Source organism: Microbacterium sp. NPDC077184, from assembly GCF_040687055.1.
GTDB lineage: Bacteria > Actinomycetota > Actinomycetes > Actinomycetales > Microbacteriaceae > Microbacterium.
Genome location: NZ_JBFBMM010000006.1, coordinates 42,511 through 67,794, shown reverse-complemented (window position 1 = coordinate 67,794; position 25,284 = coordinate 42,511). Strand labels below are relative to the sequence as shown.

Here is a 25,284-nt window from a genome sequence, read left to right as displayed (position 1 = left end):
AGGATGACGCGTCTCTCCACCGGCGACACCGCCCCCGATTTCACCCTCGTCGACCAGGACGGCACCCCCGTGCGCCTCTCGGAGCGCCGCGGGACGGGCGTCGTGCTCTTCTTCTACCCCGCGGCGATGACCCCGGGGTGCACGACGGAGGCCTGCGACTTCCGCGACAGCCTCGCCCCGCTCCAAGCGGCCGGCTACGCGGTGCTGGGCATCTCGCGCGACGAGCCGGCGAAGCTCCGCGAGTTCCGTGAGCGAGACGGCCTCACCTACGATCTGCTGAGCGACCCGGACCACAGCGTGCACGAGGCCTACGGCGCGTGGGGCGAGAAGACGAACTACGGCAAGACCGTGCTCGGGGTCATCCGCTCGACCTTCGTCATCGACGGCGAGGGCCGTGTCGAGCACGCCCTCTACAACGTCAAGGCCACCGGGCACGTCGCACGGGTGCGCTCGCTCCTCGGCCTCGACGCCTGATCAGGACCAGCCTGCCCCGACGAGCTCTCAGGCGTCGCCGCCCGCGCGATCCTCTCGTGACGGGGCGCTCGCGCGGACCGTCATCGCCAGCAGGACGAGGGTGACCACGGCCGGCACGGCGAGCGCGAGCGCGATGCCCGGCGCGGCGAAGGCACCGGTGATCGCTCCGAGCGCCACGGCGAGGATCAGCAGCTGCGTCACGACTCCCCCGGAGCGGCCCCAGCTGCGTTCGCGCCAGGTCGCCACGCCGAAGGCGAGGACGGCGGCGGCGCCGATCGCGGTGAGGACGACGAGGGCGATCGCGGTCGTGAGGACGGCGGTGTCGCCGGCGACCAGCGCACCGATCTGCCACACGAGGAGCGCCAGGATGCCGAGTCCCTCCGCGACCAGGAGGACCGCCGCAGCGCGTCCCGTCGTTCTCCCGAGCATGCGCGCGACTCCTTCTCCGAACGGTGACGGTTGTAGGAACCATCATGTGCTAGACGCGATTCATCAGCGCCTTCCGCACAAACCTGTCGGTCGACCCTTGATTCAGGTAAACCGCTGTGGGACGATTGGTGAAGCCGTGTGCTCCCACAGCGACGTGGGGCGAGTCGATCTCGCACCCTCACCAGAGTAACGGACCCGAATCCGTCCTTCCTCTTTTCCCCGATCCCCCCGCATCAAGGAGCACCCCTATGGACTGGCGCGACAAGGCCGCCTGCCTCACCGTCGACCCCGAACTGTTCTTCCCCGTCGGGAACACCGGTCCGGCCGTCGACCAGATCGAGAAGGCCAAGTCCGTCTGCGCGCGGTGCACCGTCACCGAAGTCTGCCTGCAGTACGCCCTCGAGTCCGGCCAGGACTCGGGTGTCTGGGGAGGCCTCTCCGAGGACGAGCGTCGCGCGCTGAAGCGCCGCGCCGCTCGCGCCCGCCGCGCGTCCTGATCCGCGCGGGCGCCTGACGCCCGGAGAGGTCGGCAGCGACAGGGCGTTCAGCCCCGCGCTCGCTCGATGTAGCGCAGCGGGATCTCGATCGTGACCTCGGTCCCGCTGCCCATGATCGTGTGCCAGTCGATCGTGCCGCCCAGCTCGCCCTGGATGAGCGTGCGCACGATCTGCGTCCCGAGTCCCCGACCGACCTGACCCTCGGGAAGGCCCGACCCGGTGTCGCGGACGCGGACTTCGAGGGTCTCCCCCGTGCGCTCGGCGATGATCTCGACGTCGCCCTCCTGCCCGGCCAGACCGTGCTCCACCGCGTTGGTGACCAGCTCGGTCAGCGCCAAGGCGAGGGGGGTCGCGTACTCGCTGGGCAGCGTCCCGAAACGGCCCGTCGACCGGGTCTTGGCGCGCGTGTTGGGTGCGGCGGCGACCTCGGCGACGAGCTTCAGGACGCGGTCGAAGACGTCGTCGAAGTCGACGTTCTGGGCGAGGCCCTCCGACAGCGTGTCGTGGACCACGGCGATCGCCGACACGCGCCGCATGGCCTGGGTGAGCGCCTCACGAGCCTCGTCGGAGTGCGACCGGCGAGCCTGGATCCGCAGCAGGGACGCCACCGTCTGCAGGTTGTTCTTGACGCGGTGGTGGATCTCGCGGATCGTGGCGTCCTTGGTGATGAGCTCCTGCTCCTGATGGCGGATCTCCGTGACGTCGCGGCACAGCACGATCGCCCCGATGCGTGTTCCGCGGTCGCGGAGCGGGATGGTCCGCAGCGACACCGTCACACCGCGCGCCTCGACGTCGGCGCGCCACGGCGCACGACCGGTGAGGACCACCGGGAGAGACTCGTCGAACTGACGCTTTCCCGGCAGGATCTGGGTGACGACCTCGACGAGGGACTCGCCCTCGAGTTCGTCACCGAACCCGAGGCGATTGAACGCCGACAGCGCGTTGGGGCTTGCGAACGTGGTGACGCCGTCGACGTCGAGTCGGACGAGTCCGTCGGACGCGCGCGGTGCGCCGCGGCGCGGCGAGGTCGGAGCGGTGAGATCGGGGAAATCACCCGAGGCGATCATGCCGAAGAGGTCGTCGGCGCAGTCGTTGAAGGTGATCTGCTGCCGGGAGGGGGTCCGGGCCTCTCCGAGGTTGGTGTGACGGGTGAGCACCGCGATCGTCTCACTGTGCCCCCCGCCGGAACGTGCGACCGGCACCGCGCGCACCCGGGTCGGGGTCTCCTCGAACCAGTCGGGCGAGGCGGAATCGACGATGCGTCCGGTGTGGAAGGCGTCTCGCACCTGCGTCCGCCACTGGGGCCGGACACGGTCACCGACGATGTCCCGATAGAACAGCGTGGCCGCGCCGCTGGGCCGGGTGTGCGCCACGGCGACGAACGAGTCGTCGAGGGTCGGAACCCACAGCACGATGTCGGCGAAGGCGAGGTCCGCGAGCAGCTGACCGTCGCCGGCCAGCCGGTGCAGCCACTCGACGTCCTGCGCGCTGGAACGGCCCTGGGCATAGACGAGATCGCTGAGCGTGGACACCCCTCCAGCTTAGGGTTCAGCTCCGGGTCGGCAGCGCCGCGCGCTCCGGGCGACGGCGCCGGGCCGCCCGGACCCGGCGGCTCGGAGAATCCCCCCTTTCCGGCCCGGCCGGGGTCGGTGGCAGGACCGCCTCACCGACGAAGCGACGGATGCCGAGGGTCACGCCCGACCGCGGGGCCACGAGGCCGAGTGGGCGCGCGGCGAGGAGCGCGGCATCCGCGGATCGGCCGTCGTGCGGGAGGAACCACACGTCCTCGATGCCGCCGAACCGGTCGAGGGCTCGACGGACCTGGCCCCGCGCATCGATACCGAGGACTCCCGGGCGCAGCCGGTTGATCAGCGACACCGCCCGGGTGGAGCCGACGATCCCTCTCAGCTCGGCGTGACCGCGCAGGTACCGCGCGATGCCGACGGGGTCGGCCGAGCCGACGGCCACCACGAGGTCCGCCGCCTGGAGCGCGGCCACGGTCGCGGCGTTGCGACGTGGACCGTCTTCCAGGTCGCTGACGATCTCCTCGTCGCGCTCGAGCGGCGCGGCGACGTCCACGACGACGTGGTCGACCCACCCGCGGCACGCCGACAGGGCCGCCCCCACCCGCGCAGCGGACAGCTCCGGCCACCGCGACGGCCTGTTCAGCCCCGTCAGCACCTCGACTCCCGTTTCGCCGAGCGGGAGGGCGATCCGCGTGAGTTCGGCGGCGTCGAGCGTGCCCCGCTCGGCACTGCGGCAGGCCGCCGCGAACCCCGGCCCCTCGTCGGGGAGCGACAGGCTCAGCGCCTGGGACGGGGCTGCGGTGTCGGCGTCCACGAGCGCCGTGCGTCGCCCGCCCCGCGCGAGTTCGAGGGCGAGCCCCACCGCGACGGTCGACCGTCCAGGCGCTCCCGCCGGCCCCCACACCGCGATGACCGCCGGCCCGGTCGTCGCGGGCGCGGCGGCGGCGCTGACCGGCTCGGCCGCGAGGACCTCGCACAGCCGCCATACGGGCACGTCCGGGGCGAGCGGGCTCTCGAGGCCCAGGGCCTCCGCCGTGCGGAGGTCGTCCGCGGTCGCCGCGAACGGCACGATACGCGTGCGCGCACGGTCGCACAGCGCCACCACGGCGACGTCGGTGTGGGTCCGGTCGACCGTCAGGATCACCACGTCGGCGTCGGCGAGCGCGCGCAGAGCCTGCGAGGCGTCCGGCTCGGCGAGATCGTCGCGGGCGAGCAGGGCGAGCGCCTCCGGCGCGAGGACCCCGACCACCTCGATGCCCTCGTGGATCAGCTCGACGGCCCGCCGATCACCGTCGACCACCGCGACGAGCACTCTCATGAACCTGCTCCAGCAACCGGCACCACCGACAGTGCGGACTGATCGCTCATCGCGGTGAGCGCGGCGGCGACATCCGATCGCGGGATGACCAGTTCCAGTTGCGCCGCTCCCCCGCCGATCATCGATTCATCGCGGGTGACCGAGACGACGGTGGCGTCCGCGACGAGGATCCGCGGCGCGTCGTAGACCCCCCGTTCCCGCTGTGGCGCGGCCCACACCTCGACGACGGTTCCCGCGGCGACGGATGCCGGGACGTCGACGGCGCTGCGCACCACCACGCGGGTCGTTCGGGCCGCATCCGCGCTGCCGACCGCAGCGGCCGGAACCAGCTCGCCGGCTTCGATCGTGCGCGTGGCCGTGAGGCCCGATCCCACCTCGGCGGCGGAGAGGTAGCTCTCGGACAGGCCGCCGAGGGACACCTCGACGCTGCGCACGACGTCGGCGGTCACGGCCTCACCGGGGACAATGGTGCGTGTCGCGACGTAAGCGGGCGCGGTCGTGCGCGCCGCCTGCACCGTGAACCACACCCCGAGGATCGAGGCCAGGACCAGGATGATCCCGAGGATCAGGCGCAGATCGGGGCGCGCGGACGCCCGGGTCGGACGCGGGGAGACGGCGGCGGTCATGACCCCATGTTCGCGCAGAGCGACGATTCCGCTCCGGCGTTATCCACAGGTGGTGTTTCGTGCCCCTGGACAGCGGGGGCGGCGGGTCGATAATGGGGGCATGCCCGAGAACTCCACCCCTGCCGTGCGCCTTCTCGCGCCCAGTCAGGTGGCCGAGATCCTCGGGGTGGGGGTCGACGAGGTCATCGCCCTCGTGATGGACGGGCGACTGCGCGGCATGCGCGTGGGTGCGCCCGCGCAATGGCGGGTCGAAGAGGCCAGCATCTCGACGTATCTCGACGATCAGGCCGAGGAGGCCCGGCGCATCGCGCTGTGGCACCAGTCGCAGACCGCGAGCTTCCCGGAGCTGTGGGGCACCGGCATCGTGCGCAACCCGGACTGACCGCGGTCAGCGGAGGACGGCGGCGGCCTCGAGCCGCACCCAGGCGACGGCGTCGAACGGGATCATGCGGAACCCGGTGACGGATGCCGCTCGCCGCGGGGATCCCGGCTCGTGCAGGGCGAGGTCGAGGTGATCCGCTCCCGCTCGATCGATCGTTCCGCTGAGCGCCGCACCGTCCCGCAGGTGGACCGTCACGGCGAGTCGGCGACGGACGAGGTCGCGCAGGACGAACCCGAACGTCATGCGATCCCTGAGGCCCGGCGGACGGTCGGCGGGGCGGGCGGTCGCGAGCATCGCGGCGTGGGTGAGGGCGAGGCCACGCACGGCGGCGAAGGGGACGAGCGCGGCGACCGTGGCGGACTCGGCGAGATCGAGCGCGAGCCAGTCCGCTCCCGCGGAGGTGACCGCGCCGCGAAGCCGGTCGGACGCGGCGTCGATCGTGACCTCCTCACCCCGGGCATCCGGCGAGCCCGGCGCCAGCGCGCGGAGGCGGGCGGCGAAGCCGAGGGTCGACAGACGCAGCCGTTCCGCCTCCGTGTCGAGCGCGGCCCGTTCGGCTTCCCACTCGGAAGCGACCTGGTCTTCCAGGTCATCGAAAAAGCGATCCCATCGCACCTGGGCAGGTTAGGCCAATCGTGAGGAGTCGATGAGAAGTTGTCCACAGGAGCCGTCGGGGCATGTTCCTGGGAGTTGCCTCTGTGTTCAACTACCGGCACCAACCTCCCCGTCCAGATTGGCCGACATGTCACCCTCGCCCGCCGAACGACCCCGCGACTCCTTCGCTCCGGGGGCGGCCGAGCTCTCGGAGTTCTTCGCCCCGCAGCGCACCTCTTCCCACGCGCTCCCGGATCCAGAACCGTTCCTCCGCAACATCACCGTCGGGGTGTTCGAGGTCCTCGCCGGTGTCCGTGAGGTGGAGCAGCTGGCACGCTGGCTCACCGAGGACGCGTACCGCAAGCTCGTCACTCGCGCGGCGATGGCCACGCGTGCGCGCAGTGCCCGCGGTGTCCCGGCGATGCGGCCGGTGCACACGATCCTCTCGGTCCGGGCCACCCGGCCCGCGGACGGTGTCGTCGAGGCGGTGGTGATCGTCCAGGGACCTGCACGCACGCGCGCGGTCGCCCTCCGCCTCGAGGGCATGGACGGCCGCTGGCGCTCGCCCTCGCTCGCCGTGCTCTGAGGGCCGGGTCCCGCGCCGCGTCGCCTGATCCCGAATCAGCTCCGACCGGCCGCGGAGGCCTCTCGACGTCGGAGCGGTCCCGCGAATGCGGAGGTGTCAGAAGGGCGCTGCGTCGTCGGGTGGTGCCCCACCTCCGGACGGCATGAATCTCACCAGTGGTGCCGGGGGATGGTCGATGTAGACCCTGCCGGTGGGTGAGGTCCATTCGAGGACTCCACCGCCGAGTTGTCGGACGCCCCAGGAGGTGAATTGCTTCATCGAGTGATGTCGTTGACAGAGGTGGCAGAGGTTCCGGATGTCGGTGGGGCCGCCGAGGGCGTAGTCGATGGTGTGGTCTACCTCGCAGCGGATCGCCGGGCGACGGCATCCGGGGAACCGGCAGTGCCGGTCGCGTGCCTTCAGGAGTCTCGCCATGGAGGCGGTGCGCCGGTATGAGTCGGTGCACAGCACCTGTCCGGACACGGGGTGCACCACCAAACGCTCCCAGGTCGCAACGGCGCCGGCGAGTGCGCGGGCTGTGGCGGGGTCGATGGGTGCGGAGCCGACGAGGTCGGCGGTGGTGGTGTCGTTCGCCGGGTCGTCATCCCGACCGAGGAGAGTCAACGCGGGAACGACGACCTGCACTTTCGCGCGGATCATCCCCAAAGTCCCGTTGCCGTCCCCGTCGATGGTGGGGTCTGCCAGGGGTGAGCCGGTGAGGAGCATGTCGCAGAGGATGTCCGCGCGAATCTGATCCCGGGTGCGACCGTCGGGGTCGGCGTCCATGATCGTGGAGGCTTGTTCGTTGAGCCGGTCGTCGATCGCTGCGGCGAGGATCTCAGGGACGACGGCGATGAGAGCAGACATCGCATCCCCGACCGACTGTCGCCCTACCCGTCGTTCCTTCCGGGCCTCGACGTGCCGTTCGGCCAGGGTGCGGGGGTGCAGCTCCTGCGCCAAGTGATCGAGGCGATCCTTCACCCGCCCCACGCTCTGACCCACACACATCTCCGCGGCCTGGGCGTCGAACTCCGCCCGCGCATCCCGGGGCAGCACCGTCCCGCACCGGAGCACGGCGGTGGCGTGCCCGCGGGTGATCCGCCCCGCCTCCCACGCCGCCAACGTGGCCGGGTAGCACTCGACCCACTCCACCGCCTGAGTGATCTGCGCCTGCATCGACCGGTCCGTGGTGAACGTCACCCCGGCAAGCTCCGCGGCGACGGAACGGTACACCATCTCCTGCGACCGCACCGACGCGGGCAACCGCCGCGACACCCGCTCCGCGATCGCCCCGGCACGGGCCTGGTTCCGGACGTTCTCGACCTCCATCGCGCCGAGCGCGGGGGTGATCCGCTCGGCCGCGCACGCGACCTCGTCGAGTTCGGCGAGGTCTTCTTCGCTGAACTCGATCAACCGGCTCGTATTCATGTTCGAAGACTAGCAACAGCCCCCGACATTCACATCGCAGTTTTCGTCTATACCCGATCCGTCCGACGAAATGGCGTCCGCCATTCGGGAAACGGCGCGGTCGACGCCTTACGGCCGGTACGACGCCAGGAAGTTCCCGAGCCTCTCGATCGCCTCGGTGAGGACGCGAGCCTCCGGGAGGGTGACGATGCGGACGTGATCGGGGGTCGGCCAGTTGAAACCGGTCCCCTGCACGAGCAGCACGTGCTCGGCGATGAGGAAGTCGTAGACGAACTTCGCATCGTCCGGGATCTCGTACACCTCCGGGTCGAACCGCGGGAAGGCGTACAGGGCGCCCTGCGGCTTGGCGCAGGAGACACCCGGAATCGACTCGAGGGCATTCCACGCGGCATCCCGTTGCTCGTGGAGACGGCCCGCAGGGGCGATGAGGGCATCGATGGACTGGATGCCGGACAGCGCCGCCTGCACCGCGAACTGCGCGGGGACGTTGGGACACAGACGCGTCGAGGCGAGGAGCTGGATCCCCTCGAGGAACCCCGCGGCGTGCGCCTTCGGACCGGTGATGACGAGCCAGCCGGAACGATACCCGGCCACCCGGTAGGTCTTGGACAGACCGTTGAACGTCAGGCAGAGCAGGTCCGGCGCGATCGTGGCCATCGGGATGTGGCGCGCGTCGTCGAAGACGATGCGGTCGTAGATCTCGTCGGAGAGCAGGAGCAGCGAGTTCTCGCGGGCGATCTCGGCGATGCCCTCGAGCACCTCGCGCGTGTACACGGCGCCGGTGGGGTTGTTCGGGTTGATCACCACGATCGCCTTGGTGCGCGGTGTGACCTTCGAGCGGATGTCGTCGAGATCCGGCTGCCACCCGTTCAGGTTGTCGCACCGGTAGTGGATCGGATCGCCGCCGGCGAGGCTCGTCATCGCCGTCCAGAGCGGATAGTCGGGAGCCGGGATGAGGACCTCGTCGCCCTCGTCGAGCAGCGCCTGCATCGTCATCGTGATGAGTTCGGAGACACCGTTGCCGAGGTAGACGTCATCCGGGTCCACGTGAGGAAAGCCCGGCTCCTGCTCGTACCGCGAGACCACTGCCCGCCGCGCGGGCATGATGCCCCGGCTGTCGCTGTAGCCGTGCGCCTGCGGCACGGCCTCGATCATGTCGCGCACGATCTGGAACGGCGCCTCGAATCCGAACACGGCGGGATTGCCGGTGTTGAGCTTCAGGATGGTGTGCCCGTCGGCCTCGAGCTGGTCGGCGGCGATGAGCGCCTGCCCTCTGATCTCGTAGAGGACGTTCTTCAGCTTGCTCGACTGATCGAGCGGACGCAGGGGACTCATCGCCCCAGGATATCGAGCGGGCCACCGGGCCAATCGACCGACGGTGGCCCGCTCGCTCGCGCTCAGCGGAGGACCGCGATCACTTCTTCTTGTCGGCGGCGCGGCGCTGCGCGCGGTTCAGGGCACCCGAACCGGCGTCCTCGCCGGAGTCGACCTTCTGCCCGAACGCACCGCGGACCTCTTCCGCAGGAGCGGCGCCGGGCGCCGACGCAGCGGCCGCCTGCCGCATCCGGTTCGTCGATGCCTGCTGGACCTGGCCTCGCTCGTTGCGGACCTCGACCTCGCCCGCGTCGTTGGCGGCGGTGTACTCCAGCCGTGCGTTCTCGACGGGCGTGGCCCCAAGCCCCTTCGCCTCGACCTGCGGTTCGCCGGCGTCGGCGCGGCGGACCTCGACCTCGAGGTTGTAGAGGTAGCCGACCGACTCCTCCTTGATCTGGCCCATCATCGCCTGGAACATCTGATACCCCTCGCGCTGATACTCGATCAGCGGATCGCGCTGTGCCATCGCGCGCAGGCCGATGCCGTCCTTGAGGTAGTCCATCTCGTAGAGGTGGTCGCGCCAGCGACGATCGAGCACCTGCAGGACGACGCGACGCTCGAGCTCGCGCATGGCCGGCTCACCGAGCGACTCCTCGCGCTTGGCGTACGCGATCCGCGCGTCGGAGAGGATCTCGCGCTTGAGGCCCTCGGGGGTGATGCCGCCCTTGCGTCCGGCCCCCTCCGCAACGACCTCGTCGATCGAGACGTCGACGGGATAGAGCGTCTTCAGCTCGGTCCACAGCGCGTCGAAGTCCCAGCTCTCGTTGTGGCCGGTGCCGGTGTGGTCGTCGATGAGCGAGTTGATCGCATCCTCGATGAAGTGCTGCACACGGTCGGCGATGTCGTCGCCGTGCAGGATCTGACGGCGATCCGAGTAGATCGCCTCGCGCTGCCGGTTCAGGACGTCGTCGTACTTCAGGACGTTCTTGCGGATCTCGGCGTTGCGCCCCTCGACCTGCGACTGCGCGCTCTTGATGGCACGCGAGACCATGCCGGATTCGATCGCGACGTCGTCGGGGAAGTTCGTCCGCGCCAGGATCGCCTCGGCCGCACCCGACTGGAACAGACGCATGAGGTCGTCCGTGAGCGACAGGTAGAACCGGCTCTCCCCCGGGTCGCCCTGACGACCCGAACGACCGCGCAGCTGGTTGTCGATGCGACGCGACTCGTGGCGCTCGGTGCCGAGGACGTAGAGTCCCCCGGCGGCGACGACCTGCGCACCTTCCTCGTCGACCGTGGCCTTCGTGGACTCGTAGACCTCGTCCCAGGCCGCCTCGTACTCCTCGGGCGTTTCGACCGGGTCGAGGCCGCGGGACTTCATCTCCTGGACCGCGAGGAACTCCGCGTTCCCGCCGAGCATGATGTCGGTACCACGACCGGCCATGTTGGTCGCGACCGTCACGGCGCCGAGACGTCCCGCCCGAGCGACGATCTCGGCCTCACGGGCGTGGTTCTTCGCGTTGAGGACCTCGTGCTTGATGCCCTTCTTCGCGAGGAGCCGCGAGAGGTACTCGCTCTTCTCGACGCTGACGGTTCCGACCAGCACCGGCTGGCCCTTCTCGTGACGCGCGACGATGTCCTCGACGACCTGCGCGAACTTCGCCTGCTCGTTCTTGTAGACGAGATCCGGCATGTCCTTGCGGACCATCGGCTTGTTCGTGGGGATCGGGACCACGCCCAGCTTGTAGGTCGACATGAACTCCGCCGCCTCGGTCTCGGCGGTACCGGTCATGCCGGCGAGCTTGTCGTAGAGGCGGAAGTAGTTCTGGAGCGTGACGGTGGCGAGCGTCTGGTTCTCGGCCTTGACGGGCACGCCCTCCTTGGCCTCGATGGCCTGGTGGATGCCCTCGTTGTACCGGCGACCCACCAGGATGCGACCGGTGTGCTCGTCGACGATCATGACCTCGTCGTTCATCACGACGTAGTCGCTGTCGCGCTTGAACAGCGCCAGCGCCTTGATCGAATTGTTCAGGAACGAGATCAGCGGCGTGTTGGCCGATTCGTAGAGGTTGTCGATGCCGAGGTAGTCCTCGACCTTCTCGATACCGGGCTCGAGCACACCGATGGTGCGCTTCTTCTCGTCGACCTCGTAGTCGACACCCGCCTCGAGGGTCTTGGCGATCCGCGCGAACTCCACGAACCAGCGGTTCGCCTCGCCCGACGACGGACCCGAGATGATCAGCGGTGTACGCGCCTCGTCGATGAGGATCGAGTCGACCTCGTCGACGATGGCGAAGAAGTGCCCCCGCTGAACGAGATCCTCCTTGCGCCACGCCATGTTGTCGCGCAGGTAATCGAAGCCGAACTCGTTGTTCGTGCCGTAGGTGATGTCGGCGTTGTACTGCTCGCGCCGCACCTCCGGGGTCTGACCGGACACGATCGTCCCGGTCGTCATCCCGAGGGCGCGGTAGATGCGACCCATGAGCTCGGACTGGTAGGACGCGAGGAAGTCGTTCACGGTGATCACGTGCACGCCCTGGCCGGCGATGGCGTTGAGGTACACCGGGAAAGCACCGGTCAGGGTCTTCCCCTCACCGGTCTTCATCTCGGCGATGTTGCCGAGGTGGAGGGCGGCGCCGCCCATGATCTGGACGTCGTAGGCGCGCTGCCCGACCGTGCGCTTGGCGGCCTCGCGGACGGCGGCGAACGCCTCCGGCATCAGCTGGTCCAGCGTCGCCCCGGCCTCGTAGCGGGCGCGCAGCTCTGCCGTCTCGCCCCGGAGCTCCTCGTCGGTGAGGGCCTCGTAGTCCTCTTCGAGGGCGTTGACGGCCTTGACGACCTGGTGAAGCCGCCGAAGGATCCGTCCCTCGCCGGCGCGAAGCAGTTTCTCGAGAGGGTTGGCCACGAAGAGATCTCCATCTGTCGGGTGCGACGCGGGGCGTCGGGCCCCCGGGCGACGCCCGGGCACACTCGCCCATGTTATCCACCTGTGACCTTGAGGTGTGCTGGACGGGGCGAGTGAGGACGCATCCCTATACTCGGAAAACACATACCCGGTATGCAGACCGCCGCGACGGCGGAGTCGAGGAGTCGTCGATGTCGGTGCGTCAGAGCCTCTTGGCCATCCTCGATCAGGGCGCCTGCTACGGCTATCAGCTGCGCGCGGAGTTCGACCGCCGCACCGGATCGACCTGGCCCCTGAACGTCGGGCAGATCTACAACACCCTCGACCGGCTCGAGCGCGACGGCCTGGTCCGCCGCGGCGACGCGGATGAGCTCGGACACGTCTACTGGCACATCACCGAAACGGGCCGCATCGACGTGCGGACTTGGCTCGACGAACCCGTCGCCCGAACCGCCGGCACGCGCGACGCACTCGCGATCAAACTCGCCGTCGCCGCCACACTCCCCGGAGTGGATGCCGCGGACCTGGTCCGCCGTCAGCGGGAGGTATCCGCGCGGATCCTGGAGGAGCTGCGCGCATCGCACCTCCTCGATGCCGCGACCGACGACGCGGAGGACTTCGCCCGCTCGCTCATCCGCGAGGCGGTGGTCTTCCAGGCCGAGGCCGAAGTGCGCTGGCTGGACCACCTCGCCGGCGTTCTGGCGCAGCGTCCCGCCCACGCGATGGGCCTGTCCCTGTCGACGCAGACGCCCAAGCGCGGACGTCCGGTGACCGCTTCGGTCGCCTGAGCCGACCCCTCCTCCGATGGCGTGCTGTCGCCTCACAGGCCGCGCACACTACCCTGAAGCGTGACCGAAACACAGCCTTCGCCCGATTCCGACCCCCAGATCGAGGCCGAGGCTCCGCAGGAGCCCGCCTCGCCGACCTTCGCCGACCTCGGTCTCGGAGACGCGGTCCTGGAAGCGCTCCGCGGCGTCGGATACGAAACCCCCTCCGCCATCCAGGCCGCCACCATTCCCCCGCTGCTCGCCGGCCGCGACGTGGTGGGTCTCGCTCAGACCGGCACCGGGAAGACCGCCGCGTTCGCCCTGCCGGTCATCGATCGTCTGGATCTGACCCAGAAGACACCGCAGGCGCTCGTACTCGCGCCGACCCGCGAACTCGCCCTCCAGGTCTGCGAGGCGTTCGAGAAGTACGCCTCCCACCTCGACGGCGTGCACGTCCTCCCCGTGTACGGCGGGCAGGGCTACGGGGTGCAGCTGTCGGCCCTCCGCCGCGGCGTGCACATCGTCGTCGGCACCCCCGGCCGTATCATCGACCACCTCGAGAAGGGCACGCTCGATCTCTCCGAGCTGCGCTACCTCGTGCTCGACGAGGCCGACGAGATGCTCAAGATGGGCTTCGCGGAGGACGTCGAGACGATCCTCGCCGACACGCCCAAGACCAAGCAGGTCGCCCTCTTCTCGGCGACCATGCCGGCATCCATCCGACGGATGTCGCAGCAGTACCTGAACGATCCCGCCGAGATCACGGTCAAGACCAAGACGACCACCTCGGCGACGATCAGCCAGCGCTACCTCATGGTCTCGTGGCAGCAGAAGATGGATGCCCTGACCCGCATCCTGGAGGTGGAGAACTTCGACGGCATGATCGTCTTCGGCCGCACGCGCAGCGTGACCGAGGAGATCGCCGAGAAGCTCCGCGCTCGCGGATACTCCGCCGCGGCCATCAACGGAGACGTCGCGCAGCCGATGCGCGAGAAGACGGTGAACCAGCTGAAGTCCGGCGCACTCGACGTGCTCGTGGCCACCGACGTCGCCGCCCGCGGGCTCGACGTCGAGCGGATCTCCCACGTCGTCAACTTCGACATCCCCACCGACACCGAGTCGTACGTGCATCGCATCGGGCGCACCGGTCGGGCGGGCCGCACCGGCGACGCCATCAGCTTCGTCACGCCGCGCGAGCGCTGGCTCGTCAAGGCCATCGAGAAGGCCACGCGGCAGGAAGTGACCGAGATGTCGCTGCCGAGCGTGGACGAGGTCAACGAGACCCGACTGACCCGGTTCGACGACCGCATCACGGCCGCCCTCGCCGAGACGGACCGTGTGGACCGCTTCCGTGACATCGTCGCCCACTACGTGCGCCACCACGACGTGCCCGAGGTCGACGTCGCGGCCGCGCTCGCCATCGTCGCGCAGGGAGAGACCCCGCTGCTGCTCGAGCCCGATCCCGAGCCCTCCGCGCGGCCGGCCCGCGCGGCGCGCGACGGCGAGCGCTCGGGGACTGCCCGGGACCGCGGCGGCGACCGCGGTGCGGACCGGGACCGCGGCGGCGACCGCGGCGACCGCGGCCCGCGCAAGGCGCCCCGCGGCGGATTCGCCATGTACCGCATCGCGGTCGGCAAGCGTCACCGTGTCGAGCCCCGCCAGATCGTCGGCGCGCTCGCGAACGAAGGGGGCCTGCGTCGCGACGACTTCGGTGCGATCCAGATCCGCCCCGACTTCTCGCTCGTCGAGCTGCCGTCGCCTCTGCCCGCCGGCACCATGGAGCGCCTCAGCGACACGCGCATCTCGGGCCGGCTGATCGAGCTGCGGCCCGACACCGGCGGCCCTCGCCGCCGCGACGACGACGCGCGCGGTCGGAAGCCCCGCCACGGCGGCCCGCGCGGCTGACGACGCCACCCCGCCTCGGCGGGACCCCTTCACGTTCGCCGAGAGCGCGAGGCTGGTCCCGCCGAGCGGGCTGCCGCCTGCATAGGATCGAGAGCATGGCCGGATTCTGGGGCAGTCGTAAGAAGGAGCGCGAGGAGCTCGCCGCGGCGGACGCCGACCTCGCACGCAACGCGCAGACGGCGCTGGTCGAGGCGGACGAGCGCATCCGCACCACGTCGGACGAACTGGTGTTCGCCGTCGCGGAACTCGGAAACGATGCCACGAAGGATCTCCGCGACGCCCTCGACGCCGTGCGCACGCACCTGCAGGAGGCCTTCCACCTCCACCAGCTGAACCACGACGAGATCCCCGACACCCCGGAGGAGCTCCGCACCCGGAACGCCCGCATCGTGCAGCTGTGCGAGTGGGCCGGTGCCCTGCTCGACGACCGGACCGGCGCACTGTCCGAGGCGATCGCGCGGGCTCGCCGGGCCCCGGAGATCATCGCGCGCGTACGAGCGGATGCCGCCACCCTGCGCACCCGTCTCCCCCACGCGCGCGACACCGTGGAACGCCTGGCCGCGCGCTACTCCGACCACGCTCTCGCCCAGGTGCGCTCGAACCCCGCCGAAGCGGATCAGCTCCTCGGCTTCGCCGAGCACAGCGCCTCGGTCGCCGAGCGCCGGCGCGACGCCGGCAACCGCGAGCAGGCCAACATGGCCCTCGAAGCGGCGACGGAATCGGTGCGTCGCGCCGAGACCCTGCTGGACGCGGTCGAGACCTTCGAGGTCGAAGCACTCCGGGCCGAGTCCCTCCTCGCCGCGATCATCGAGGATTCGCGCGAAGACATCGCCGTGGCCCTGCGCGAACCGCACTCTCCCGCTGTGAGCGCGGCGATCGGCGAACTGCAGGCCGCCCTCGCCGCTCTTCCCGCCGCGGGCGTGAACACCGACCCGTTCGAGCAGCTGTCCCGACTCCGCGAGGCCAATGCGGGGTTGGATGCCGCCATCGCCGCCGCCCGTGAGCGCGCCGCGCGCCCGATCCCGCCTCTCGAGCACGTCCGGCACGCCATCGACGACGCCGACCGTCAGCTCGCCGTCGCGCGCGACGTCATCGCAGGCCACCGAGGATGGATCGGCGCGGATGCCCGGACCCGCCTGGCCGAGGCCGAGCGCGTCCGGCAGGACCTCGATCGCGCCCTCGGCACGAGCGCGTCCACCGCGGTGACGATCGCGGAGGATGACCGCGAGCCCGCGATCGCGCACGCCCGACGGGCGGCGTTCCTCGCCGGAGAAGCGCTGCAGCTCGCCCAGCGCGACATCGACCAGTCCCGTCCGCAGAACCCGGACTCCTGGGGCGGCGGACCCGGCTGGGGCGGCGGCGGACGTCGCGACGGCGGTTCGGGCGTGATGGGCGGCCTCCTCGGCGGCCTCGTGATCGGCAGCCTCCTGGACGGCATGTTCGACTGACACTGGCGCCGGCGTTCCGTCCGGACGTCCGTGCCCGGACGCTCGTGTGCCCCGGCACACGGCCGGGGCACACGCGGGTTGTCAGGACGCCACGACCTCCGGGGCCGTCTGCGTCGTCAGCGCGATGACGCCGTAGTCCCAGCCCTTGCGGCGGTACACCACACTCGGCTGGTCGCTCCGGGCATCGATGAACAGGAAGAAGTCGTGTCCGACCAGCTCCATGCGGTCGACGGCATCCTCCACGGTCATCCACTCCGCGTCGAAGCTCTTCGTGCGGATGACGACCGGGGTGTAGTCCGCTTCCTCCTCCGCAGCGACGACCGGGACCTCCCCGGTGGCCACGGCGCGGAGCATCTCCACGGATGCCGGCTGCACGTCGATGCCGTGCAGCTCGCCGCTCTCCTTCTCGAACTTCGCCCCGCGCGGGTGGTTCCGCGCGTCGATGCGCTTGTCCTTCGCGCGGCGCAGCTGCTCGCACAGCTTGTCCACGGCGAGATCGAGGGCGGTGAACTTGTCGCCGTCCGTGGCCTCCGCCCGCACGATGGGCCCCTTGCCGGTCACGGTGAGTTCGACGGTGTCGTCCTCGACCCGACCGTTGTGGTACGCGCGGTGAGTGACCTTCACGTCCACGCGCTGCGCGCGGGGAGCGAGGTGCTCGATCCGGGTGACCTTGTCTTCGACGACCGAGCGGAATCGCTCGGTGATGCTCACACCCACGCCGACGATGCTGGTTTCCATCCCTGACCTCCTTGTTCCGGTCCTCCCGGTCAAGGGCGGACCTTCAGTCGCCTTGTGCACTCCACGCTAGTGCCGCGCGAGGCCGAAGTCACCTGGCAGTTTCCGATGCGCCGAATCAGCCCGTCCCGTCCCGAGCGGAGGTTCCGTGACGCCGAGGCGTGGCCGCGAGCGCGACCGCTGCCACGACATGGGCGCCCTCCGCGCGCAGGGCCCGCACCGCGTCCTCGAGCGACGCGCCGGTGGTCACCACGTCGTCGAGGACGATCACCGGCAGCCCTCGCACACCCGCCGCCACGAGACTTCCCCGGACGTTCCGGCGTCGCGCCTCGGCGTCGAGCCCGCGCTGATCGGCGGTCGCCCGCGCGAGCCGCAGGCAGCGCAGGGTCGGGAGGCCGGCGCGGAGCGCGAGAAGCTCCGGAACCCGGTAGCCGCGGCGCCGGAACGCCGCTCGCGAGGTCGGCATCGGCGCGATGACCGTCCCGTCGTGCGCGACCGAGTCGACGGCGGCACGGAGTGCGGGTCCGAGCGCACGGGCCAACGACGTCCTCCCCTCCTCCTTCACCGCGCGCAGCACCCGTGCGGGGACGCCCTCGAACCGCAGCGCGCTCGCCAGCGCGAGGTCGGTGCCGGGCACGCGCCCGTGCACGACGGCGGGCGCGAGGGCGTCCCCGCACGCCGTGCAGAGGGCGATGTCCTCGGCGCCGCAGCCGGCGCACTCGACCGGGAGCAGCAGGGTGAGGGCGTCGGCGAGCGCGCCGCGCACAGCCGCGGACCATCGATCGGCATCCATCCGCCGAGCCTCGCGTCCGGTGCCATGCCCACACGGTGCGGATGCGGCATCCGTGGAGGAACACGTCTTCGGCACGCCAGGGCCGCGCCTGGGGAGGAGGGCGGCTCCCGTGAAGGGTTACTGCGGTGCGCCCTGCTGCGTCGCGAGGACACGGATGCCGGCGGCCGCCTGCTGCCACGTGGACCCGCGCCGGACGTACAGGGCGCCGTCCTCGCCGCGCAGGCGCACGTTCGACAGGGACGTTCCGCCGGCGAGGGAGGCTGCGTCCCGCGGCGCCACCACGGTCGTCCCCGGACCTCCGACGACCTGCTCGAGGACGACGTTCGTGTCGTCCTGTCGCACGAGGACGCCGACGGTCTGGTCATCGAGCCAGGCGACGTCGACGCCCGACCCGCCGAGAACCGACAGGAGCAGGGGCTCATCCAGGACGATGGTCCCTTCGTCGGCACCGCGCCCGACCCCCGCGACCCACAGCACGGACCGGCCGCCTGCGGTCACTACGGCGGCGAGCCGCGTGCCGTCGCGGGAGAGAGAGAAGGCCTCGATGCCGGTCGCGTCGGGGAACGCGCCCTCGACGTCGATCGGCTCCCCCGCGAGAGGGAAGACGCGCAGCGCCGACGGGTCCTCGCGCGGGACGCTCCATACCCCGCCGCCGGGACCGATCGTGGGGTCCAGGAGGCCCGTGCGCTCGTCCAGGACCACGCTGGTCCGATCGTCGCGGACGCGCGCGACTTCGCCGGTCCGCAGCAGAAGCGCGGCGAGATCACGGTCGGCGGAGGTCTGGATCGCGATCGGATCCACGGTCGTCATGCCGTCGCTCAGCCCCGCGACGGGTTCGAGCTCGTCGCCGGCGAGATAGCCGAAGCCGAGCTCGGTCAGCACGAGCGGGGCGCCCGGGATGCGGGTGGAGCGGACGGGCGCGGCGGTCGCCTCGAGCGGGGTGCCGTCGACGCTCATCTGCACGGCGGTGACGTTCGCCGTCGCGAGACTCGCCTCAAGCTGCGCCTGCATCCGATCGAGAGCCTGCGTGTCGGACGCGAGGACGCTCTCGGTGAGCTCCACCTCGGCCACGCCCGCGGACACGGGCACCGTCGGCCGGGCCTCGACACCCTCGGGGAAGGCGGAGAACACGGCCCCGTCGAGCCAGTCGCTCTTGCTGCGGTTGACCAGCGCGTCGACGATGCTCGTCGCGGCGGTCGTGGTGGGGAACCACCGCACGTCGGGGACGAGGTACTCCCACCCGGGCGAGAAGTACATCACCGCGTACTCGTGGAACACGCTCGGGAACAGCGCACGGTCGAGGACCACGAGGTCGGGCGCCGCGGTGATCCGCCACTCGCCGTCATCCTGTTGGGCGAGCTCGTAGGAGAGTGTGGTCGCCGCCTCGTCGGCCTGCTGGTATGAACCGCGTGCGTCGGTCGTGCCCACCGCAGTCAACGACACCGAGACGAGCCCTTCAGCCGTCTCGACCGGTACGCGGTCGCTCTCGATATCGATGATCACACCCGCCGCCGGGCGCCACGCCGAGCGGAAGCCCGGCGCGAGGAACTCCCGCGCGCGTTCCCACCGGGCGCCCGCGCCCGGGGCGGAACCGGCGCGGATGAAGCCCTCGACGATCTGTTGCGGCGTCGCGCCGGGGAGGGGGCCGACGGGACGGAAGAAGACCTCCTGGGAGCCCTCCGCCTCACCCGGCGCGCGTCCCGGATTCACCGGGCCGCTCGTGGGGAGTCCGGCGCACGCGGTCAGCACGGCGGCGAGGAGCGCAGCGCCGAGCCACGCGACGAGGCGACGTCCCGCGCTCATCGCGCTCCCTCCCTCTGGGTACCGTCGGGCAGGAGCACGTCGATCGGCTGCGTGCCGCCGAGGGCGTCGAGCGGCGCCGCGGAGTCGTCGCCGGGATCGAGCGCGATCGGAGAAGGCCCGGTGAGCACTCCTCCGCGCCGCGGAAGGGTGAGGACGAAGTGGGAGCCGCGGCCGACCTCGGTCCACACCGCCAGGTCTCCGCCGTGCAGGCGCGCGTCGCCGAGGGAGATCGACAGCCCCAGACCCGTACCGCCGATGGTGCGCTTCCGGGACGGATCGGCGCGCCAGAACCGGTCGAAGACCCGCTCGGCATCCGCCGCACTCATGCCGAGACCGTAGTCGCGCACCCCGAGCGCCACCGCCTGCTGGTCGCTGTCGACGGTGACCACGATGGGACGGCCCTCCCCGTGTTCGATGGCGTTGCCGAGGAGGTTGCGGACCACCCGGCGCACCCGGCGCGGATCCATGTCGACCGGGGAATATCCTCCGGGAGCGACCAGGCGGACATCGGTGCCGTTCTGGTCGGCGAGCTGCTGCATCGAGGCGATGACATCCTCCGCGAGATGGGCGAGACTCGTCGGCTCGAGTTCCAGCTGTACGGAACCCGCGTCGTAGCGCGAGATCTCCAGGAGGTCGGTCAGGAGGGTCTCGAAGCGCTGCACCTGGGCGTTCAGGAGCTCGGCGGCGCGCGCGGTGGTCGGATCGAACTCCTCGCGTCGGTCGTTGATCATGTCCGCGGCCAGGCGGATCGTCGTCAGCGGCGTCCGCAGTTCGTGCGAGACGTCCGACACGAAGCGCTGCTGCACGAGGGAGAGGTCGGCGAGCTCTTTGATCTGCGATTCGATGCTGTCGGCCATCGCGTTGAAGGAGCGCCCGAGCGTCGCCAGCTCGTCCTCGCCGCGCACCGGAAGCCGCACACCGAGCTCGCCCGCCGCGAGCTTCGCACTCGTGTCGGCGGCCTCACCGATCGGCGTGGTCACCGAGCGCAGGACGAACCACGCGATGCCGCTGATGAGGAGCACGAGCCCGATGCCGACGATCCACAGGGTGCTCTGGACGAAGCCCAGGGTCTGGGGCGCGCCGGCGAGGTCGTAGCCGAGGTACAGCTCGTACGGACCGATCTCGGGGACGGACAGTTGCTGACCGACGAGGATGCCGGGCACCGTCGTGCCGTCACCGGCCGGGAGCGCCACCGACTGCCACCACTGCTGATCCGGATCCAGCTGCACCCGATCGCGCAGGCCGTCGGTGACGATGTCCTCGATGCCGAGGAGGGAGGTGAAGTCCTGCGGGGCGTCGGCGGTGGGCGGCCCGATGCGGAACGCCGCGCTGACCGTGCTCGCCGACTGCTGTGCCAGGGTGTTGCGCACGACCGTCCAGACGTTCTGCAGCTGGACGCCGTCGCCCTGCACCGACGCGTCGATCGTCCGCTGCGCGGCGACGGTTGCGCGCTGGGCGTCGCGCAGCACCTGGTCCTTGCGGGATTCGAAGAGCTCGTTCTGGATCGCCAGGGCCATCCAGACGCAGGCCACCGTCACCGCGAGCGCGGTGAGACCGAGCGTCACCAGGATCGTGCGGAAGCGCAGACTCCGCCGCCAGAGGGTTCGGAGGTTCCGCCACCACACGCGCCATCGCACGCGGCGAGGGAGGGACGTTGCGGTGGTGATCACCCCGGTGGTGACGGTCCCCGCGGGAGCCGCGCCCGGGGTGGACGACAGCGTCACCTCACACGACCGTGCCCGCTCGATAGCCCACACCGCGCACCGTCGTGACGATCCGCGGGTTGTCGGGGTCGAGCTCGACCTTGGCGCGCAGGCGCTGGACGTGCACGTTCACCAGTCGCGTGTCGGCCTTGTAGTGATAGCCCCAGACCTGCTCGAGGAGCATCTCCCGCGAGAAGACCTGCTGCGGCTTGGAGGCGAGGGCCACGAGGAGCTCGAACTCCAGAGGCGTGAGCGGGATGACCTCGTCACCGCGCCGGACCTCGTGGGCGGCGACGTCGACGGTCAGGTCGCCGATGCGCAGCGTGTCGCTCGCGGGCTGCCCGGCCGGGCGCAGACGCGTGCGGATACGGGCGACCAGCTCCTTCGGGTTGAACGGCTTGACGATGTAGTCGTCCGCGCCCGACTCCAGGCCCTTCACCACGTCGGCGGTGTCGGTGCGCGCGGTGAGCATGATGATCGGGATGCCGGACTCCGCGCGCACGCGCGTGCAGATCTCGATCCCGTCCATGCCGGGAAGCATGAGGTCGAGGAGGATGAGGTCCGGCCGCTCGGTGCGCCACGCCTCGACCGCCTGCCCGCCGTCCGCGCAGAACGCCGTGTCGAAACCCTCCGTGCGCAGGACGATGCCGATCATCTCGGCGAGAGCGGTGTCGTCATCGACCACCAGGATGCGTGAGGTCATCTCGCGGGTTCGTCCTCCACGTTCGGCGGGGTCGCCGATCAAGCGGTCCCCGTGCGCTTGTCACAGAGTAGTCGACCCGTCTGGATACCCGCCGCACACCGGGCCGGTGTCGCTGATCGGCCGCGGCGCGTGTGACACGATAGGACCACCGTCCGGTCCCCGAGACAGGACGGAATCCGAGCACAGGGAAACCATGCACAAGGGGGCACCGTGACCGCGTACCCGGCCTGGACGCCGGCTTCTCGCCCGGGGATCATCCCCCTGCATCCGCTCTCCTTCGGCACGATCCTCGGCCGCTCGTTCACGGCGCTGCGGCAGAACCCGCGCGTGCTGCTCGGGTTCGCCCTGGTGGTGCAGACGGTGGCCTATCTCGTCGTGCTCGTCGCCATCGGCGGCGTGGCGTTCGCGACCTTCGCCCGCCTGGACACGCTCCGCCCGGGAAGCGACGAGTTCGAGACGATCCTCGTCGGCTCCATCGCGATCACCGCCATCGCGTCCCTCGTGCTGGGCCTGGCCGCCGGAGCCCTCGGGGTCCTGGTGCAGGCGATCGTGGTGACCGAGGTCACCCACGCAGCCGTCGCCGAGAAGCTGCGCCTGGGACAGCTGTGGCAGCGGGTGAAGCCCGTCGCCTGGCGGCTCATCGGCTACACCGCCCTCATCCTCGTCGTGATCGTCGGCGCGCTGGCGCTCGTCGCCCTGGTGATCGTCTCGCTCGCGCTCGTCGCCGTCCCCGTCGCGGTCATCCTCGGCATCCTGATCGTGCTCGGGATGATCCCGCTCGCCTGGTGGCTGACGATCAAGCTCCTCCTCGTGCCGGCTGTCATCCTCATGGAGCAGGCCACGATCGGTCGGGCCATCGGCCGGTCCTGGCGCCTGACGAAGGGGCGCTTTTGGCCCGCCCTGGGCGTCATCTTCCTCATCTCGCTGGTCTTCGGAGCGGTCGGGCAGGTCATCTCGATCCCCTTCACCTTCCTCTCCAGCGGCCTGACGACGATCATCTCCCCCACCGGCGACCCCGCCCCGGCGGTGATCATCGGCACGATCGTGACCCTCCTCCTCGCGCAGGTGCTCACCCTCCTCATCCAGGCGGTCGCGGTCGTGGTGACCTCCACCGCGACCGCGCTCATCTACATCGACGCGCGGATGCGGCGCGAGGGCCTCGACCTCGACCTCATGGCGTACGTCGAGCAGCGCGATGCCGGGGCCACCGGCCTCGGCGACCCCTACCGAGCACACATCGGTCGCGAGATCGCCCCGCGTGCGGCGGCGCCGGCGCCCGTCCCCGGTGCGGCGCCGTACCCGCCCGCGGCCGGATATCCCGGCGCGGGATACACGGCGCCGGGCGCGACGTACGCTCCCCCGGCCGGGTACGCACCGGCAGGGGCACCCGCTCCCCCGGCGCCGGAGGCACCGGCCGCGTCGACACCGGACACCGCGCCGCAGTCTCCGGCCGCGCCGGCACCGACCCAGTGGGCGGCTCCGGGCGCCTCCGGATCCGAGGCCCCGCGCGAGTGAGGCCGCCGCTGACCGTCACGGCCGTGCCGCCGCTCCTCCCCGACGGGGACGAGGCACGGGAGTGGGCCGAGCGCGAGCTCGCCGACCCCGCCTACCGGATCGCCGAACCGACACCGCTCGATCGCGCGGCGCGCGCGGTCGTGGACTTCTTCACCGACCTCTTCTCCACGCCGCTCGACGGTGGCCTCGGCCCGACCGTCGCGCTCGTCGCGGCGATCGTGGCCGTCCTCCTCATCGGCGCCGCCTTCGCCGTGTGGGGGATGCCGCGTCGGCGCCCCCGGGCACCCGCGGCGTCGACGATCCTCTTCGGAGAGCGGGAGGACCGATCCGCCGACGACCTCCGACGGGCGGCGGACGAGCGCGCCCGCGCCGGCGACTTCGACGCCGCGGTGGTCCTGCGCTTCCGCGCCCTCGCGCGCGGATGCCTCGAGCGGGGAGTCGTCGACCTCCCTCCCGGCGCCACGGTGCACGCCTTCGCGCGCGCGGCAGCGGCATCCTTCCCCGCGTCGCGAGAAGGGCTGGACCGGGTCGCCGACGACTTCGACGATGTGCGCTACCTCCGAAAGCCCGGGTCAGCCGAGGCATACCGCCGCGTGAGCGAGGTCGACGACGAGATCCGCCGTGCCACGCCCCGCATCGCCGCGGCGGTTCCGGCATGAGCGCAGCATCCGTCTCCGAGCGGACGACCACGCGCGGACGGCGCATCGGCACGTGGATCGTGATCGCGCTCGTCCTGCTCCTGGTCGGGGCGGCCGGCGCCGCGATCTCGAGCCTGTCCGAATGGAGCCAGCGGGGGGTCCTGGACCCTGAGTCGGCGGGCCCTCAAGGCACCCGCGCGGTCGTGGAGATCCTGCGAGAGCAGGGCGTCGAGGTGCGCGTCGCCCGGTCTCGCGATGATGCCGCCGAGCTGCTCGAGGCCGGTGCGGCGACCCTCGTCCTGCCCGATGCCCCCGCACTGTCGGATGAGGCGTTGGCGGCCCTCGCCGACGAGGCCGCGGACGTCGTGCTGATCGAGCCGCGTTCGCGCACCCTGTCGATGTTCCTCGCGGATGCCGCACCCGGCGGAGTCGCCGACGGCGACGCGGTCGCCCCCGCCTGCACGCTGCCCGCCGCGGAGCGCGCCGGCGCGATCACGCCCGGAGTCCTGTATCTCGCGGGCGATGCCGCCACCGCCTGCTATCCGGTCGACGACGCCCACGCCCTGCTCGTCACCGAGGACGGCGATGCCTCGCGCAGCGCCGTGGACGGCCGGTCGATCATGACGAACGAGAACCTCGCCGCCGAGGGCAATGCCGCCCTGTCGCTGGCCCTTCTCGGGCAGAACCCCGTGGCGGTCTGGTACGTCCCGAGCGTCGCCGACTCCGACCTGGCGCCCGGCGACCTGTCGCTCGGAGAGCTCACTCCCCCGTGGGTGAGCCCCGTCATCGTGCTGCTCCTCGCGGCGGGCGTCGCCGCGGCGATCTGGCAGGGGCGCCGCTTCGGCCCGCTCGTCGCCGAGCGGCTTCCCGTGACCGTCCGCGCCGCCGAGACGACCCAGGGTCGCGCGCGCCTGTACGCCCAGACCCGCGACCGCACGCACGCGCTCGACGAGCTGCGGATCGCGGCCCTTCGACGCCTGGCCCGCGCGCTCGGCCTCGGCCCCGCGGCTTCCGCTGCGGAGATCGCCGACGCCGCGGCGCTGCGCACCGGCACCGACCGCGGCGTCGCCCGCGGCATCCTGATCGATGACCTCCCCGGCACCGACGAGCGCTTCGTCGCCGTCGCCGCGTCCCTGCGAGACCTCGAGGACGCCGTGCACGCGGCCGTCCGACCGGAAAGGAACACCCCGTGACCGATTCCCCGCTCACCCCCGCC

The 25,284-nt window shown here is 71.1% G+C and carries 23 protein-coding genes; 10 read left to right on the top strand and 13 right to left on the bottom strand.

Translation table 11 applies throughout. The features are described from left to right. The first annotated feature begins 3 nt into the window (after positions 1-3). On the top strand, positions 4-474 hold the full coding sequence (bcp, locus tag AB0O93_RS11740; RefSeq protein ID WP_363343535.1) for a thioredoxin-dependent thiol peroxidase: 471 nt from the start codon (positions 4-6) through the stop codon (positions 472-474). A 27-nt stretch (positions 475-501) separates the two neighbouring features. On the opposite strand, the gene AB0O93_RS11735 is transcribed toward bcp, so the two are convergent. Continuing rightward, positions 502-903 carry a histidine kinase gene (locus AB0O93_RS11735; RefSeq protein WP_363343533.1) on the bottom strand — a complete coding sequence of 134 codons (402 nt, stop codon included), beginning with the start codon at positions 901-903 and terminating at the stop codon, positions 502-504. A 248-nt stretch (positions 904-1,151) separates the two neighbouring features. Here AB0O93_RS11735 and AB0O93_RS11730 point away from each other — a divergent pair, with 248 nt between their 5' ends. Beyond that, positions 1,152-1,400 (top strand): WhiB family transcriptional regulator, encoded by a 249-nt coding sequence (locus AB0O93_RS11730; RefSeq protein ID WP_013583608.1) that lies wholly within the window; start codon positions 1,152-1,154, stop codon positions 1,398-1,400. 47 nt (positions 1,401-1,447) lie between these two features. Here the strand turns inward: AB0O93_RS11730 and AB0O93_RS11725 are convergent, their stop codons facing one another. From AB0O93_RS11725 to AB0O93_RS11715, 3 genes are read right to left on the bottom strand one after another with little or no spacing between them, the layout of a single operon-like run. Continuing rightward, positions 1,448-2,932 carry a histidine kinase N-terminal domain-containing protein gene (locus tag AB0O93_RS11725; protein ID WP_363343531.1) on the bottom strand — a complete coding sequence of 495 codons (1,485 nt, stop codon included), beginning with the start codon at positions 2,930-2,932 and terminating at the stop codon, positions 1,448-1,450. Positions 2,933-2,948: 16 nt separating this feature from the next. Beyond that, positions 2,949-4,244: a hypothetical protein gene (locus AB0O93_RS11720; protein ID WP_363343529.1), complete on the bottom strand. Its 1,296-nt coding sequence runs from the start codon at positions 4,242-4,244 to the stop codon at positions 2,949-2,951. Then, the gene (locus AB0O93_RS11715) at positions 4,241-4,870 is read right to left on the bottom strand and encodes an SAF domain-containing protein (protein WP_363343527.1); all 630 of its coding nucleotides are present in this window, start codon (positions 4,868-4,870) and stop codon (positions 4,241-4,243) included. The genes AB0O93_RS11720 and AB0O93_RS11715 overlap by 4 nt, the downstream gene beginning before the upstream one ends. Positions 4,871-4,970: 100 nt before the next feature. Here AB0O93_RS11715 and AB0O93_RS11710 point away from each other — a divergent pair, with 100 nt between their 5' ends. Then, positions 4,971-5,252, top strand: coding sequence for a helix-turn-helix domain-containing protein (locus AB0O93_RS11710; RefSeq protein ID WP_053547693.1), 282 nt, complete (start codon positions 4,971-4,973; stop codon positions 5,250-5,252). 6 nt (positions 5,253-5,258) lie between these two features. Here AB0O93_RS11710 and AB0O93_RS11705 read toward each other — a convergent pair whose 3' ends face one another. Further along, complete coding sequence (locus tag AB0O93_RS11705) at positions 5,259-5,867, bottom strand: hypothetical protein (protein ID WP_363343525.1); 609 nt, start codon at positions 5,865-5,867, stop codon at positions 5,259-5,261. A gap of 127 nt (positions 5,868-5,994) precedes the next feature. Between AB0O93_RS11705 and AB0O93_RS11700 the strand changes: the two genes are divergently transcribed. Next, complete coding sequence (locus tag AB0O93_RS11700; protein WP_053547695.1) at positions 5,995-6,432, top strand: Rv3235 family protein; 438 nt, start codon at positions 5,995-5,997, stop codon at positions 6,430-6,432. Between the two features lie 96 nt (positions 6,433-6,528). Here AB0O93_RS11700 and AB0O93_RS11695 read toward each other — a convergent pair whose 3' ends face one another. The 3 genes from AB0O93_RS11695 to secA all read right to left on the bottom strand — a co-directional run bounded on the left by AB0O93_RS11695 (position 6,529) and on the right by secA (position 12,058). Further along, positions 6,529-7,839, bottom strand: coding sequence for a DUF222 domain-containing protein (locus tag AB0O93_RS11695; protein WP_363343522.1), 1,311 nt, complete (start codon positions 7,837-7,839; stop codon positions 6,529-6,531). A gap of 108 nt (positions 7,840-7,947) precedes the next feature. Continuing rightward, positions 7,948-9,174, bottom strand: coding sequence for a pyridoxal phosphate-dependent aminotransferase (locus AB0O93_RS11690; protein WP_301132552.1), 1,227 nt, complete (start codon positions 9,172-9,174; stop codon positions 7,948-7,950). A 79-nt stretch (positions 9,175-9,253) separates the two neighbouring features. After that, positions 9,254-12,058, bottom strand: coding sequence for a preprotein translocase subunit SecA (secA, locus tag AB0O93_RS11685; protein WP_363343520.1), 2,805 nt, complete (start codon positions 12,056-12,058; stop codon positions 9,254-9,256). A gap of 191 nt (positions 12,059-12,249) precedes the next feature. Between secA and AB0O93_RS11680 the strand changes: the two genes are divergently transcribed. The 3 genes from AB0O93_RS11680 to AB0O93_RS11670 all read left to right on the top strand — a co-directional run bounded on the left by AB0O93_RS11680 (position 12,250) and on the right by AB0O93_RS11670 (position 16,178). Continuing rightward, the gene (locus AB0O93_RS11680) at positions 12,250-12,846 is read left to right on the top strand and encodes a PadR family transcriptional regulator (protein ID WP_363343518.1); all 597 of its coding nucleotides are present in this window, start codon (positions 12,250-12,252) and stop codon (positions 12,844-12,846) included. Positions 12,847-12,945: 99 nt separating this feature from the next. Beyond that, positions 12,946-14,730: a DEAD/DEAH box helicase gene (locus AB0O93_RS11675; RefSeq protein WP_363343854.1), complete on the top strand. Its 1,785-nt coding sequence runs from the start codon at positions 12,946-12,948 to the stop codon at positions 14,728-14,730. A gap of 95 nt (positions 14,731-14,825) precedes the next feature. Then, positions 14,826-16,178, top strand: coding sequence for a hypothetical protein (locus AB0O93_RS11670; RefSeq protein WP_363343516.1), 1,353 nt, complete (start codon positions 14,826-14,828; stop codon positions 16,176-16,178). Positions 16,179-16,259: 81 nt separating this feature from the next. Here AB0O93_RS11670 and raiA read toward each other — a convergent pair whose 3' ends face one another. The 5 genes from raiA to mtrA form a co-directional block, all read right to left on the bottom strand. Beyond that, on the bottom strand, positions 16,260-16,916 hold the full coding sequence (gene raiA, locus AB0O93_RS11665) for a ribosome-associated translation inhibitor RaiA (RefSeq protein WP_053547703.1): 657 nt from the start codon (positions 16,914-16,916) through the stop codon (positions 16,260-16,262). Positions 16,917-17,031: 115 nt separating this feature from the next. Then, positions 17,032-17,706, bottom strand: coding sequence for a phosphoribosyltransferase family protein (locus AB0O93_RS11660; RefSeq protein ID WP_363343513.1), 675 nt, complete (start codon positions 17,704-17,706; stop codon positions 17,032-17,034). A 117-nt stretch (positions 17,707-17,823) separates the two neighbouring features. Beyond that, complete coding sequence (locus tag AB0O93_RS11655; protein WP_363343511.1) at positions 17,824-19,509, bottom strand: LpqB family beta-propeller domain-containing protein; 1,686 nt, start codon at positions 19,507-19,509, stop codon at positions 17,824-17,826. Further along, complete coding sequence (gene mtrB / locus AB0O93_RS11650) at positions 19,506-21,146, bottom strand: MtrAB system histidine kinase MtrB (RefSeq protein ID WP_363343852.1); 1,641 nt, start codon at positions 21,144-21,146, stop codon at positions 19,506-19,508. The genes AB0O93_RS11655 and mtrB overlap by 4 nt, the downstream gene beginning before the upstream one ends. Before the next feature lie 88 nt (positions 21,147-21,234). Continuing rightward, a complete protein-coding gene (mtrA, locus tag AB0O93_RS11645; protein ID WP_053547706.1) occupies positions 21,235-21,915 on the bottom strand; it encodes an MtrAB system response regulator MtrA in 681 nt (226 codons plus the stop codon). Positions 21,916-22,125: 210 nt separating this feature from the next. On the opposite strand from mtrA, the gene AB0O93_RS11640 reads away from it, so the two are divergent. From AB0O93_RS11640 to AB0O93_RS11630, 3 genes are read left to right on the top strand one after another with little or no spacing between them, the layout of a single operon-like run. Continuing rightward, positions 22,126-23,430: a glycerophosphoryl diester phosphodiesterase membrane domain-containing protein gene (locus AB0O93_RS11640; protein WP_363343509.1), complete on the top strand. Its 1,305-nt coding sequence runs from the start codon at positions 22,126-22,128 to the stop codon at positions 23,428-23,430. Then, entirely contained in the window at positions 23,427-24,089 is a 663-nt protein-coding gene (locus AB0O93_RS11635) for a DUF4129 domain-containing protein (protein WP_363343507.1), read from the top strand. The genes AB0O93_RS11640 and AB0O93_RS11635 overlap by 4 nt, the downstream gene beginning before the upstream one ends. Further along, positions 24,086-25,261 (top strand): DUF4350 domain-containing protein, encoded by a 1,176-nt coding sequence (locus AB0O93_RS11630; RefSeq protein WP_363343505.1) that lies wholly within the window; start codon positions 24,086-24,088, stop codon positions 25,259-25,261. Before AB0O93_RS11635 ends, AB0O93_RS11630 begins: the two co-directional genes overlap by 4 nt. Positions 25,262-25,284 lie beyond the last annotated feature (23 nt).